At 56.0% G+C, this 14,610-nt stretch carries 9 protein-coding genes and 1 tRNA gene; all 10 read right to left on the bottom strand.

Annotated features, from left to right (window positions below; translation table 11 throughout):
• Window positions 1-4 precede the first annotated feature (4 nt).
• Window positions 5-1,576, bottom strand: a complete 1,572-nt coding sequence (gene dnaB / locus HMPREF1556_RS00645) for a replicative DNA helicase (protein WP_021666227.1) — start codon at window positions 1,574-1,576, stop codon at window positions 5-7.
• A gap of 15 nt (window positions 1,577-1,591) precedes the next feature.
• Complete coding sequence (gene lepA, locus HMPREF1556_RS00650) at window positions 1,592-3,379, bottom strand: translation elongation factor 4 (protein WP_044125023.1); 1,788 nt, start codon at window positions 3,377-3,379, stop codon at window positions 1,592-1,594.
• Between the two features lie 285 nt (window positions 3,380-3,664).
• Window positions 3,665-4,930: a type IX secretion system plug protein domain-containing protein gene (locus tag HMPREF1556_RS00655; protein ID WP_021666229.1), complete on the bottom strand. Its 1,266-nt coding sequence runs from the start codon at window positions 4,928-4,930 to the stop codon at window positions 3,665-3,667.
• A 12-nt stretch (window positions 4,931-4,942) separates the two neighbouring features.
• Window positions 4,943-5,548 carry a riboflavin synthase gene (locus tag HMPREF1556_RS00660; protein WP_021666230.1) on the bottom strand — a complete coding sequence of 202 codons (606 nt, stop codon included), beginning with the start codon at window positions 5,546-5,548 and terminating at the stop codon, window positions 4,943-4,945.
• Window positions 5,549-5,702: 154 nt separating this feature from the next.
• Window positions 5,703-5,775: transfer RNA gene (locus HMPREF1556_RS00665), tRNA-Pro, on the bottom strand.
• A 147-nt stretch (window positions 5,776-5,922) separates the two neighbouring features.
• Window positions 5,923-7,422, bottom strand: coding sequence for an NADPH-dependent glutamate synthase (gene gltA, locus HMPREF1556_RS00670; RefSeq protein ID WP_021666231.1), 1,500 nt, complete (start codon window positions 7,420-7,422; stop codon window positions 5,923-5,925).
• Window positions 7,423-7,617: 195 nt separating this feature from the next.
• Window positions 7,618-8,871, bottom strand: coding sequence for an acetate/propionate family kinase (locus tag HMPREF1556_RS00675; RefSeq protein WP_021666232.1), 1,254 nt, complete (start codon window positions 8,869-8,871; stop codon window positions 7,618-7,620).
• Between the two features lie 31 nt (window positions 8,872-8,902).
• Window positions 8,903-9,919: a phosphate acetyltransferase gene (gene pta / locus HMPREF1556_RS00680; RefSeq protein ID WP_021666233.1), complete on the bottom strand. Its 1,017-nt coding sequence runs from the start codon at window positions 9,917-9,919 to the stop codon at window positions 8,903-8,905.
• A 313-nt stretch (window positions 9,920-10,232) separates the two neighbouring features.
• Window positions 10,233-12,206, bottom strand: a complete 1,974-nt coding sequence (locus HMPREF1556_RS00685; protein ID WP_021666234.1) for a fructose-bisphosphatase class III — start codon at window positions 12,204-12,206, stop codon at window positions 10,233-10,235.
• Window positions 12,207-12,242: 36 nt separating this feature from the next.
• Window positions 12,243-14,519 carry a bifunctional (p)ppGpp synthetase/guanosine-3',5'-bis(diphosphate) 3'-pyrophosphohydrolase gene (locus HMPREF1556_RS00690; protein WP_232299018.1) on the bottom strand — a complete coding sequence of 759 codons (2,277 nt, stop codon included), beginning with the start codon at window positions 14,517-14,519 and terminating at the stop codon, window positions 12,243-12,245.
• Window positions 14,520-14,610 lie beyond the last annotated feature (91 nt).

The following is a 14,610-nucleotide window of genomic DNA, read 5'->3' on the forward strand; positions in this document are numbered from 1 at the left end:
AAAGTTAGAATGGGGGATCGTTACGCTGGATAGGGCCACTCAGCGGGTCGATCTGTTCGGTGGGGGAGGGTGCACCTGTGGGCTGAGGAGCTACCCCCTTAGCCGCTCTACCGAGGCGACCTCCACGAGGAGACCCTTCCTCCTGAGTAAGCTGTGCAAGCTCTCCCTTAGGGGCAAAGCGGGCATAGTCTGCCTTGAAGGCAAGGCGCACATCTCCTACGGGCCCGTTACGATGCTTGGCGATGATGAATTCGCCTACACCACGGAGGGATTCGCCCGACTCGGGGTCTACCGTGATCTTGTAGTACTCAGGGCGATGGATGAAGCATACGATGTCGGCGTCCTGCTCGATAGCTCCCGACTCACGCAGGTCAGAGAGCTGAGGGCGCTTGCTATTAGCATCTCCGCCCTGCACACGATTCTCCACGCCACGGTTGAGCTGTGAGAGGGCGATGATGGGGATGTTGAGCTCCTTGGCGAGCATCTTAAGCGATCGGGAGATCGTACTGACCTCCTGCTCACGGTTGCCGAAGCTCATCCCGCTAGCATTCATCAGCTGCAGGTAGTCGATGATGATGATCTTGACCTGATGCTCACGCACCAGGCGTCGTGCCTTGGTACGAAGCTCGAAGACCGAGAGGGAGGGCGTATCATTGATGTAGAGGGGAGCGCCCTCAAGCGTACCGATACGATTGTTGAGTCGTGTCCACTCCTCCTCACTGAGCCGTCCGCTCTTGATCTTCTGCCCATCGATCTCACAGACATTGGAGAGGAAGCGCTTGACGAGCTGGACGGCGCTCATTTCGAGGTTGAAGAGCGCTACGGGGATCCCATGGTCTACGGCCATGTACTTAGCCATGGAGACGACGAAGGCCGTCTTACCCATAGCAGGGCGGGCAGCGATGATGATGAGGTCGGAGTTCTGCCAGCCCGAGGTCATCTGGTCGATGTCGGGGAAGCCCGTGGTGAGACCACTGATCCCCTCCTCACGGTTAGCTGCGACCTGCATCTCGTTGATCGCCCCCTTGACCAGCGGATTGATGGGTACGAAGTCTCGGGTAGAGTTCTGCTGGGCGATCTCGAAGAGTGAGCCCTCGGCCTGCTGGATCTGCTCTTGGATGTCGATGATATCATCGTAGGCACCCTTGAGCGTGGTGGAGGCCATGCCGATGAGACGGCGACTGAGGGCCTTGTTGTACAGGATGTCTGCGTGTGCCTCTAGGCTACCCGTAGACATGACCTTGGTCGTGAGCCCAGCGATGTACGAAGCATCACCTACCTCCTCGAGTACTCCCATGCGACGAAGCTCCTCGGTGACGGTGAGCATGTCGATGGGCTGCTGTGCCATGGCCAGCGTGACCATGGCGGTATAGATCAGTTCATGCGCCTTGACGTAGAAGGTCTCAGGGCGGATCTTCTCGCTGACACGAGCATAGGCGTCCTTCTCCAGCAGGATAGCACCGAGGACGGCCTCCTCGAAGTCCGGGGCTTGAGGGGGTATACGCCCATCGAGCTCCATAGGCACGACGGGCTGAGGCTTCTTAGGGCTTCGCTTGGTTTGCTTAGTGGTCGGCATAGGGGACGGGGGATGTTAGTCGAGCTTAAGGACAGCGAGGAAGGCCTTCTGAGGGACCTCTACTGTACCGATCTGCTTCATACGCTTCTTCCCCTCCTTCTGCTTCTCTAGGAGCTTACGCTTACGGGATACGTCGCCCCCATAGCACTTAGCCGTCACGTCCTTGCGCACGGCCTTGATCGTCTCACGGGCAATGACCTTAGCTCCGATAGCGGCCTGGATAGCGATGTCGAACTGCTGACGTGGAATGAGTTCCTTGAGCTTCTCACACATGCGACGACCAAAGGCTACACTATTGTCTACGTGCGTCAGTGTCGAGAGCGCATCCACGGGGTCTCCATTGAGGAGGATGTCGAGCTTAACAAGCTTCGAGGGGCGGAAGTCACTGAGGTGGTAGTCGAAGGAAGCATAGCCCTTGGAGACACTCTTGAGCTTGTCGTAGAAGTCGATGACGATCTCCCCAAGAGGGAGGTCAAAGAAGATCTCGATGCGGTCGCCCGAGATGTACTCCTGCTTGATCAGCTGACCTCGCTTGCCGAGGCAGAGGGTCATGATGGGGCCGATATACGCTGTGTTGGTGATCACCGAAGCTCTGATATAGGGCTCTTCGATGTGGTCGATCGAGGTGATGTCGGGTAGTCCTGAGGGGTTGTGTACCTCCTTGCATTCGCCCTTCTTGTCATAGACCTTGTAGGATACGTTGGGCACAGTGGTGATGACATTCATCCCAAACTCTCGGTCGAGACGCTCCTGGATGATCTCCATGTGCAGGAGACCTAGGAAGCCACAGCGGAAGCCAAAGCCTAGAGCGATGGAGCTCTCGGGCTGGAAGGTCAGCGAGGCATCATTGAGCTGGAGCTTCTCTAGTGAAGCACGGAGGTTCTCGAAGTCTTCGCTCTCGATGGGGTAGAGCCCTGCGAAGACCATGGGCTTGACCTCCTCGAAGCCCGCAATAGCTTCCTTAGCCCCCCCATCGACGTGTGTGATGGTATCACCGACCTTGACCTCACGGCTGGTCTTGATCCCAGAGATGATGTAGCCGACGTCGCCTGTAGAGACCTCCTTGCGGGGCTCCATATCGAGGCGGAGGACACCGACTTCGTCGGCATCATACTCCTTACCTGTGGCGATGAACTTCACATGATCCCCCTTGCGGATACGACCATTGACGACCTTGAAGTAGGCGATGATCCCACGGAAGGGGTTGAAGACGGAGTCGAAGATTAAGCACTGCAGTGGAGCCTCGGGGTCACCCTTGGGTGCAGGGATACGCTCGACGATGGCACGGAGGATGTCGTCGACACCTAGCCCCGTCTTGCCACTGGCTCGGATGATCTCCTCACGCTTACAGCCGAGAAGCTCGATGATCTGATCTTCGACTTCCTCGGGCATGGCACTTGGGAGGTCCACCTTGTTGATCACGGGGATGATCTCTAGATCATGCTCCAGAGCCATGTAGAGGTTGGAGATGGTCTGAGCTTGGATGCCCTGAGCTGCGTCGACGATGAGTAGTGCCCCTTCGCAGGCGGCGATAGAGCGGGAGACTTCGTAGGAGAAGTCTACGTGCCCTGGGGTGTCGATGAGGTTCAGGACATAGTCCTCACCATCCAGCTGGTAGTTCATCTGGATAGCGTGGCTCTTGATGGTGATCCCTCGCTCACGCTCGAGATCCATATTGTCGAGTACCTGCTCCTGAAGGTCCTTCCCCGAGACCGTCTGTGTCGTCTCGAGTAGGCGGTCAGCTAGCGTACTCTTCCCATGGTCAATATGGGCTATTATGCAAAAGTTACGTATATGCTTCATCTTGGATGCAAAGATACTAAAGCCCCCGAAGTCTGCCCAATCTACCCCGCTAAGATGCCTAGATGCTGGTATCTCTACCTCTCCGCCGGATGAGCCCATTCATGGGTCGCCCCAGTGACCCATGAATGGGTCGGTGCGGTACCCCATGAATGGGTCCCTCGGGCGACCCATGTATGGGGGGCCTTTCGAGCCGTCATCCTTCATGAAAGAGGAGCGTCTAGGCTCACTCCGAAGAGCTAAGCCTAGACGCTCGGTGTGCGGATAGATGAGGGGCTACGATCGACACTAGAACTCCAGCACGCCGAGGAGCTGATCAGCTCGGTCGGAGGGGGAGCGGTAGTAGGCTAGGAGGGTGTAGTAGTTCTTCGTCTCCCAGTGATCTCCGACGGTGGGGGCGGAGAGGAGCGTCGACGAGCCCTCGGGAAGGAAGAGGTACTGGTACTCCTGATAGCCGACCTTGAGGGGAAGGGTTGTGGTGTAGCTCTGAGTAGCTTCGTCGTAGCGCAGGGTACGCTCTTGGAGTGAATGGTAGCGGAACGCCTCGCCCTCGAGGACTACCCGACCACCCTCGAGGCGAGGGCTCTCGAGAGTGAAGGTGACCCAGTGATAGTCCCCCTCGGTCTCGGGGCTAGAACTCATGTCTGAGCGGATGATCTGTATCCCCTGGAAGCTCTGCTCATAGCTGTAGGGAAGGAGGGATCTATTTCGCTGGGGGTAGAGTAGGAGCGCATAGCCCTCATCCGTAGGGTGGCTGTCAGCTACCCCTAGCCCTCGGATGCGGTCGGAGAGGTGCTCGAGCTTGGCGTAGGTATTGCCTCCGAGGAAGAGCGCCCCCTGAGGCCCTTCGTAGCTCAGCCGTCCCTGTAGGTAGCTCGAGGGGGCTGTGAGGGTCACGGCGTTGTCCCAGCGGGCATTCTGTAGGACGAGGATGCGTAGCTCTTGGTCTAGCCTCCTGGATAGGCCCGAGGGCGCCTGTACCTGTAGGTCGACCTCTTGGTGCTTCCCCTGATAGTCCTGCCAAGCCTCGCCCGAGACGCTGGCGGAGAGGCTGAGGGTGGGGGAGACGACAGCGAAGGGGACTTCGAGGAGAGCTACCTCGGGTGAGGTCGGGTCATAGATGGTGATGCGGTAGTTCCCCGATCGCTTGAGCTGGGTCTGCTCATTGGGGAGCGTGAGCGTGTAGTGATCATAGGGGACGAGCGTCCCTGAGCTCGGCGTGGGGAGCTCCAGCTCTGCGCCATCGAAGCCCGAAATATATTCTACGGGAAGGAGCGAGGAGGGACTCCAGTCGGCATCATAGTGCCGGATGCGATAGCAGAGTCGTGAGCCTTCGCCCGCTATGAGGTCGAAGCCGAGCTGGAGCTGCTCTGAGGAGCCAAGGGTGAGGTAGTAGAAGCGGGGGCGCTCCGCAGTACTCCTCCCGACGAGGCGCATCGTCACCGCTCCGAGCTGAGGCTCTGCGGGTAGAAGAGGAGCACCCTCAGCTCTTAGCTCCGAGAGGAGACCAAGGGTGAGGGTGCAGAGGAGTAGCCATAGCGTACGAGACCGCATGAGTCTGAGGGGCTAGAGGCTGTATTCGTTCATCTTGCAGAGGTACTTCCCGACGATGTCGAACTCGAGGTTCACGACCGATCCCACACAGATATCCTTGAAGTTCGTGTGCTCATGTGTGTAGGGGATGATCGCCACGCCGAAGGAGGTCTTCTCCGAATTGCAGACCGTGAGGCTGACCCCATTGACGGCTACTGAGCCCTTCTCTACGGTGATGTAGCCCTTGCGAGCTAGGGCGGCATCCGTGGCATGCTCGAAGCGGTAGAGCCAGCTACCATCAGCCTCTTCAACAGAGGTACAGACGGCCGTCATGTCTACGTGCCCCTGGACGATGTGCCCATCCAGTCTACCCCCGAGGAGCATGCTACGCTCGAGGTTGACCCGATCCCCGATGGAGAGCTTCCCGAGGTTGGACCGATCGAGCGTCTCCTGGATAGCCGTCACCGTGTAGGTATGCTCGTCATGAGCCACGACCGTGAGGCATACTCCGTTGTGGGCGACACTCTGGTCGATCTTGAGCTCGTGAGCAAAGGGACAAGAGAGGGTGAGGTGCAGATTCTCTCCTTCACGCTCTAGGGCGACGACCTGCCCGCAAGCTTCTACGATTCCTGAAAACATAGTATATGATATGATGCTATTAGTTGAAATACTTCTCTACAACAAAGATAAGACATCTCGACTAGCTTCTCGCTACTCTTCACTAGTGAAGAGTAGCGAAGAAAAGAAAAGGTATCAGCCACGATGACTGATACCTTACTTTCCTGATCTTCTGTCGGGATGAGAAGACTCGAACTTCCGACCTCCACGTCCCGAACGTGGCGCGCTACCAACTGTGCTACATCCCGATGGCACTCAGTATCTCGGATGCTGAGGCATCGCAAAGTTAAGGAAATTCTCTTGACTAGATGCGGGTGAGAGGTGTGAATCTAGCGGATCGCCGCCCTCTCCTGCCCTCGAGTGAGGAGCTATCCAATAGTGAGGGGAGGAGCTCGCTATACAAGTGCTCCCTCCTCAATGCGTCCAGAGAGCCTCTGGTGCATGGCGGTAGCCGCTCGGCGTCCATCGCCCATGGCGAGGATGACGGTGGCTGCTCCACGCACGATATCCCCCCCGGCGTAGACGTCCGACATAGAGGTCTGCTTGTCGTCTCCGACGATGATATTGCCCCACTTATTGACTTCGAGCCCCGGCATGGAGTTAGTCACTAGAGGATTAGCCGAGTAGCCGATGCAGATGATCACCTCATCGATGGGCATGGTGATGATATCACCGGGGATCGCCACGGGACGGCGTCTACCGCTCTCGTCGGGCTCCCCTAGCTCCATACGCTGTAGGCGCATAGCTGTGACCCGCCCAGACTCATCGCCTAGGTACTCTACGGGATTGTGTAGGGTGAGGAACTCCGTCCCCTCCTCACGGGCGTGCTTGATCTCTTCGGCACGGGCGGGCATCTCCTCTTCGCTTCGGCGATAGACGATGACGGCTTGCTTCGAGTCGAGACGGATGGCCGTACGGACAGCATCTATAGCGGTATTCCCCCCGCCGATGACAGCGACACGCTTGCCACGAAGGCTAGGGAGTTCGGCGGCGAGCTCTTCAGGGCTCATGAGGTTGTACTTAGCTAGATATTCGCTGGCGGTATAGACGCCCTTGAGGTCTTCACCTGGAATACCCATATAGTTGGCTACTCCCACACCTGTGGCGATGAAGATGCCCTCCATCCCTTGGGCTTTGAGGTCCTCGTAGGTGATCGTCTTCCCCACGATGGTATTCGCCACGAAGTGTACGCCTAGGTCACGCATCTTCTCTAGCTCATCCTCGATGATACTATTCGGTAGGCAGAACTCTGGGATCCCATAGCGGAGGACTCCCCCGAGCTGGCTCTCCGCCTCGTAGACAGTGACGTCGTAGCCCCACTTAGCCATGTCGGTGGCGAAGGATAGCCCTGCTGGGCCACTGCCTACGACAGCGATACGTCCACGCTGAGGCTGGGAGGGACGCTGAGGCTTGACACTGCGGTCTCGATGGAGACGCTCGTAGTCGGCGACATAGCGCTCGAGGTTGCCGATGGATACCGCCTGCTTCTTGAGGCTGACGGTATAGATGCACTGGCTCTCGCACTGCTTCTCCTGAGGACAGACACGCCCACATACAGCGGGGAGCGAGCTAGTCTCACGGATGATGTCTAGAGCCTGGAGCATCTCGCCCTTCTCTATAAGCTTGATGAAGGAGGGGATATGTATGCCTACGGGACAGCCCTCGACACAGCCCGGGGTGGGGCAGTCGAGACAGCGACGAGCCTCGGCCATAGCCTCCTCTCGTGTGTAGCCTAGGGCTACCTCTTCGTGGAAGGATGTGATGCGCTCCTCGATAGGGAGCTCGGATATTGCTGTGCGCTCATGGAGGATGCGCTCTTTGTTGGGATGAGCCTTGCGTAGCTCTGTGCGCCAGTCCTGACTACGCCGCTCTTTGATTAGCTCTTGCTTGGTCATGATATCGAGTAATCTTGTATCGTGTTACCCAGCTTAATAAGTGATAAAATACAGAAGCAAAGATAAGCAAAGATAGAAAGGGGTGAAACTATGAGTACATCCCCCATAAAAAGAGGCTATGACCTCCCGTGTCCGAAGACCGGAGATCATAGCCTCTGCTGATAGAGGGGAGGGATACTCCTCCGAGGGGTGGAGCTACTTGCTCAGGATATCGTAGGTGTCTCGTGCGATCATGTACTCCTCATCGGTAGCTACGACCACGACCTTGACACGGCTATCGGGGGCACTGATGACCTGGCTCTTCCCACCGAAGGTCTCGCTATTGAGCTGCTCATCCAGCTTGATACCGAGGAACTCAAGTCCAGAGCATACATCGGAGCGTAGGGCAGCACGATTCTCTCCGACCCCAGCGGTGAAGACGAGGAGGTCAAGCCCACCAAGAGCAGCAGCGTAGGCGCCGACATACTTCTTGACACGGTAGGCATGCATCGCGAGCGCTAGCAGGTCACGGTGTGAACCTTGCTTAGCTGCTGCATCGACGTCACGCATATCCGGACCTTGGGTACTGATCCCCGCGACCCCACTCTTCTTCGTCAGGAGATAGGTCACATCCTCAGGGTCGAAGTGTGTCTTCCCTGGGGTGGGGTTCTTCAGATAGGGAGCGATGAAGTCAGGGGCGAAGTCCTTCTTGGATAGGATGTAGTCGATGACCCCACTATCGATATCCCCTGCACGGGTACCCATGATCAAGCCTTCGCTGGGAGTGAGCCCCATGGAGGTATCGATACACTTGCCATTGAGGACAGCAGCCATAGAGGCTCCGCTACCGATATGGGCGGTGACGATCTTGATCTGTGAGCGGTCGAGACCAGCGAGCTCTGCCCCCTTGGCACTCACATAGTCGTGGCTCGTCCCGTGGAAGCCATAGCGACGGATGCGATATTTATCGTAGAACTCATAGGGGAGGGCATACATGTAAGCATGCTCGGGCATGGTCTGGTGGAAGGCCGTATCGAAGACCCCTACTTGAGGGATCTGAGGCAGGACCTTCGTGACAGCCTCGATACCGAGGATGTTCGCAGGATTGTGCAGAGGAGCTAGCTGGGAGCACTCATGGAGCATGCTGACGACCTCGGGGGAGATACGTACACTCTCAGCGAAGCGCTCAGCACCGTGTACCAGTCGATGCCCAATAGCGTCGATCTCATCGAAGGAGGCTACGAAGCCTTCCTCCTTGAGGATGTCGAGGATGATCTCCACACCACGGGTATGATTGGGGATGTCGTAGTGGCGCTTTACCTTCTCACCAGCGAGGTTGCGGAAGGTGATGAAGGAGTCATTGATGCCTACACGCTCTTCATTGCCTGAGGTCAGGACCTGATAGTTGGGGAGCTCAATGAGGGCGAACTTCAGTGAGGAGCTACCGCAGTTGAGGACTAGGATTTTCATAGGATGTTACTTAGAGTAGGGATTACAGAGCTTAGCCCTTATTGGCCTTGAGAGCAATGGCTTGGTTAGCGGTGATAGCTGCCATCTTGTAGATATCATCGATGGAGGCACCACGGCTGAGGTCATTGACGGGAGCTGCCATCCCCTGTAGGACGGGACCTACAGCCTCTGCACCGGCAAGGCGCTGTACGAGCTTGTAGCCGATGTTGCCCGCTTCGAGGGAGGGGAAGATGAGGACATTTGCCTTACCAGCGACAGGACTGCCTGGAGCCTTGAGGGCTGCCACCTTGGAGACAAGAGCGGCATCAAGCTGGAGCTCCCCATCGAGCTGTAGGTCGGGAGCCATCTCCTTAGCGATACGTGTAGCCTCGACGACCTTGTCTACCATCTCGTGCTGGGCACTTCCCTTGGTAGAGAAGCTGAGCATAGCGATACGAGGCTCTACACCAGCGATAGCACGTGCTGAGCCTGCTGAGGCCACTGCGATCTGTGCTAGTTCGGCAGCCGTAGGATTAGGCATGACGGCGCAGTCTGCGAAGAGTAGAAGCCCATTGTCGCCGTAGTCAGCATTGGGGAGGAACATCATGAAGATACCACTCACACAGCTGATACCAGGAGTAGTCTTGACGATCTGTAGCGCTGGACGGAGTACATCTCCCGTGGCATTGATCGCCCCAGCTAGTTCGCCATCAGCATCCCCAGCCTTGATCATCAGACAGCCGAGATAGAGCGGATCTTCGACGAGGACGGCAGCCTTCTCTTCGGTGAGACCCTTCTTACGACGGAGGTCGAGTAGGAGGTCGATATATGCCTGCTTCTTGTCGTGGTTCTTAGGGTCGAGGAGGTTAGCCTTATCGATATGGCTTAGACCCAGCTCCTGAGCCCGTGCACGGATCTCACTGGGAGCGCCTATGAGTGTGAGGCGTACGACTCCATCTGCGAGCAGACGGTCTGCAGCTTTGAGTGTCCTTTCTTCGGTACCTTCAGGGAAGACGATATGCTGAGGATTCGCCTTAGCCCTATCGATAATGTCTTGAATCAAGTCCATAGTGATGGGAGATTTGATGTTGAGTATTAATTATGTATGTGATCCAAAGTTAAGCAATATCTACTATCTATAGATGGGTCATGAGGGTGTCTCATCTAGCTCCTCGGCTAAGGAGCTGATACAAAGACCTCTCAGAGCTATATTAGATACCAATAGATAGGAGATAAGTAGCTAAGAGGGAGCTAGAGATGAGCCTGAGTAGGTACCCATAGGGATAGCCTCCTCATCTCTAGGTAGAGCAAAGCCCCTCCTCATACCTTCAAGATGCGGGGGAGTGAGGAGGGGCTTTGGATTCGATGGATAGAAGTAGGGATTATGCTCGCTCCTTGATCAGACCGTGGCGGTAAGCATAGAGGAGCTTCTTCAGCTCTTCGATCTGATCCTCGAGGATCAAGCCTTGGTCGGTGTCTCTCACCAGGATGCGGTCCGTAGAGTAGGCTTTGACGACCGAGGTACTGGAGATATCTTCCATATGCTCTATCGCCTCCTTCGTGGAGCTGAAGGGTTCGTGCTTGACTAGGTGTAGTCCCTGAGAATTGAAGATCAGCGTGTAGCCTGCAATACCGGTGCTGGACTGATAGGCACGGCTGAAGCCTCCGTCGATGAGCATGATCTTGCCTCCTGCCTGTACAGGGTGCTCACCCTTGACCTCACGGACGGGGACATGCCCATTGATGATGTGAGACTCGGAGCTTGTCAGTCCGAACTCCTCGAGGATCATGTCACAGACTTCCTTCTCAGTGCGGTAGACGTAGTAGAAGCCCTTCTCCTCGTGGTGCGTCTCCTTCTCTGCGATGAAGTAGCGCTCGAAGGTGGTCATCGCCGACTTGTCGAAGAGGGGAGAGTCTGGACCACACCAGAGATACCACATGTAGTCGATGGCTTCCTTGTGCTCGGGCTGATCTGCGGAAGACCAGTGGGCGAGACGGACGAACTCATCGACTCGGTCCATCATAGCCTTACCCGTGTACATCTTCTTGCCCACCCGTACCTTACGGAAGGTCTTGTCCTCGTTGAGCGGCACGGAGGCGTGGAAGAGTAGGTTGTGATTGTAGGTAAGGTACATACCGCCCTTCTTGTAGAGGAAGTTGATATGTCTTAGGAGCTTCTCACTGTGACGGAAGGAGTGCATCAGCTTGTCGACGACATCTGCCTCGGCATCGGTGAGCTTGTAGGGATCATTGGGATCAATGGTGGGGAAGAACGTATCCTTGAGGGCGTAGGTCTTCCCGTTGGGTAGGGTGATCGTACCATCCTCCCGATTGATACGATGGAGGAGGTCTCTATCCTCCATCTTGTACTCAGGACGGCGGGCGATGATCTGATGCTCGAGCTTGAACTGGATGATGGCGATGGCCTTGTGCATCTGTCCCATGAGCTGGATACTCTTCTCATCGTAGGTCTCATCAGCGTCCCCAAGCTTAGGAGCAAAGGGCTTACAGGGATCCTTGCCATAGACCTCCATCGCTAGACGCGCTAGAGGGAGCATGTTGATCCCATAGCCACTCTCTAGGGTAGAGAGATTGGCGTAGCGTAGGGCTATACGTATAGCGTTGGCCATGCTGGCAGCATTGCCCACAGTAGCCCCCATCCAGAGCATATCATGATTCCCCCACTGTACATCGACATTGTGATAGGTCAGGAGCTTATCCATGATGAACTGTGCCCCAGGACCACGGTCGAAGACGTCCCCTACGATATGCAGACGATCGATAGCAAGTCTCTGGATCGTCTCACAGATAGCGATGATGAAGTCATCTGCCTGCCCGGTATCGATGATCGAGTCAAGGATAGCGCCTATATAGGCGGACTTCTTGGGGTTCATGCTGTCCTCATGCGTTAGCTCCTGCGTGACGTAGCTGTACTGAGGTGGGAGTGCCTTACGCACCTTGGAGCGGGTGTACTTCTCACTGACACGCTGTAGGACCTTGATCAGCTGATTGAGGGTGACCTTGTACCAGTCACGGCTGATCAGCTCCTGCTGGCTTAGTCGCTCGAGGCTCTCCTTAGGGTAATAGATCAGGGTGCAGAGCTGGCGGAGCTCCTGCTCACGTATCTGCCCGAGGAAGAGCGTCTCTACCTTGACACGGATCGTCCCCGAGGCATTCTTCAGCACATGGATGAATGCTTCGTACTCGCCATGGATATCAGCGAGGAAGTGCTCGGTACCCTTAGGTAGGTTGAGGATGGCCTGTAGGTTGATGATCTCTGAGGCGGCAGTAGCAGCGTTGGGGAACTGCTTGGAGAGAAGTCCTAGGTACTTCAGCTCTCTTTCGGTAATGTCCATAGTAACGTTAAGTTGTGTGTTGAGTTGAATTCTTCTTTACTGTCTTGTAGCGAGCTCAGCGTGCTTGACGCCAGAGGCACTACGTATCTTCTTGAGTAGGATCGTCAAGGCTTCACGGCGCTCCACGTAGAGGACGAAGGAGCCATGGAAGAGACCATCCTGCGAATTGATCGAATAGCTACGGAGCTTGACCCCCGCCTCCTTGCGTATGAGCGAGGTGATGTTGGTAGCAATCGATAGCTCATCTCTACCCACGACCTCGAGGGAGGCGACCTGTGTGCTCCCGCTCTCACCATTCCACTTAGCACAGATGATCTTATGTGGGGAGTGGGCGAACATATCAGGGGCATTGGGGCAGTTCATACGGTGCACCTTGATCCCTCGGGTCGTCACGAGGCCGAAGACTTCATCGCCGTAGAGCGGACGACAGCACTGTGCTAGGCTATAGGCCACACCCGTGAGCCCTCTGTCGAGGATAAGGACCTCCGAGGAATTGATCGGGCTATCCTCGGATTCGGACGAGCTATAGATGAAGTCTTCGGCAGAGCGAGCCGACCCGATGGAGGGCTGTGCTTCGATGAGGGTAGCAGCTGCTAACTCCTGTTCGTAGAGGTTGAGGAAGTCCTGGACGTCTACCTTATTATCGGTAAGGTTCCGATAGAAGTCAGAGAGGTTCTTGTAGCCTTTACGCTGCGTGATGCGTATGAACGGTGCCTCCTCGAAGGGGAGCTTACGATTCTTGATGCGACGCTGGATCATCTCCTTCGCTACACCGATACCAGCCTGCTCCTCTGCACGGAGTAGCTGGCGTATCTTGGCCTTAGCCTTAGGGCTGACGACGATCGATAGCCAGCCTGCCTTAGGTGTCTGCTGTGGGGAGGTGAGGATCTCTACACTATCGCCATTAGCTAGGGGATGACGCAGGGAGACATTCTTACCATTGACCTTCCCCGAGATGGCTCGTGCTCCCACCCGACTATGTATAGCGAAGGCGAAGTCTAGGAGTGTAGCTCCCTGAGGGAGCTTGATGATCTCTCCCTTAGGAGTGAAGACGTAGATCTCCTGAGCCTTCAGCGTAAGGAGCGAAGACTCTAGCGTCTGGCGCTTCTCCTCCTCACCCGTAGCATCATCACGGACGGTCTCTAGAGCTTCACGCACAGAGGCGAGGAATTCATCGAGCCCACTCTCACTACGTATCCCTTTGTAGCGCCAGTGTGCGGCGACACCCTGCTCGGCGATAGCGTCCATACGCTTGGTGCGTATCTGCACCTCTACCCAGCGGTTACCAGGCCCCATCACCGTGGTATGTAGGCTCTCATAGCCATTACTCTTCGGGATAGAGATCCAGTCCTTGAGGCGCTCGGGATTAGGGCGGTACATATCGGCGACGATCGAGTAGATCTGCCAGCAGACCTGGCGCTCACGCTCCAGAGGAACATCGACGATGATGCGGATAGCGAAGACATCATAGATATCTTCGAAGGGTAGCTTCTTCAGCTTGTTGCTGATGGAGCTGACGCTCTTGACCCGCCCCTTCATTTCAAAGGGAACATCCTGTAGGTTCTTCTCCAGCGACTCCCGTACGATGCGGATGAACTCTGCTATGTAAGCATCACGGACATCTTTCGTCTCACGTAGCTTACGAGTGATGAAGCCATAGATCTTAGGCTGGAGGTACTTCAGACAAAGGTCCTCCATCTCGCCTTTGATCTTGTAGAGTCCAAGGCGATGGGCGATGGGGGCATAGAGGAAGGAGACTTCCGAAGCCAAGGCCCTGCGCCCCTCGCCGGTATAGATCTTCGAGGCATGGCGTAGTAGGTAGAGACGATAGGCGATGATGATGAGTACCACACGCATATCCTCGGCCATAGAGATCAGGAGGTTGTGGAAGTTCTCCGAGCTGATCGCCTCCTTGCGCATGTAGAGCTCCGAGGTACGCATGAGTAGCTGAAGGAGGCGCACGACCTCTTCACCGCATACTACGCTTACATCGCTCGCCGTGATCAGCCCGCTACAGAAGGGACGATAGAGGAGGACGGAGAGTATGGAGTGCGCATTGAGGCCCAGCTCTCGGCAGATGAGACAAGCTACGTCGAGCTGTACGATGAGGTCAGGTATACTATGTAGACCCTCATCCTCTGGGGAGAAGCTACCAGCACGCACCGCCTCTACGAGCCAGTCTCTCACCTGGAGACGACAGGCTCTATCAAGACGAGGCTGGAGTACCCCGAGGAGATAGCGACTGCTACTATAGATCTGGAGCTCTTGACTAGGGCTAAACATAGGTGGCGATACTGCTGCTACTGATACCATATGGCTCTCTGCTTCGAAAGGTACGAAATAAACTTATAGACTAGGAGGCTATCCTGCCTATCGCAAGATAGCCTCCATGAATATCGTGACG

This window comes from Porphyromonas sp. oral taxon 278 str. W7784 (genome assembly GCF_000467855.2).
In the GTDB taxonomy this organism is placed as follows: domain Bacteria; phylum Bacteroidota; class Bacteroidia; order Bacteroidales; family Porphyromonadaceae; genus Porphyromonas.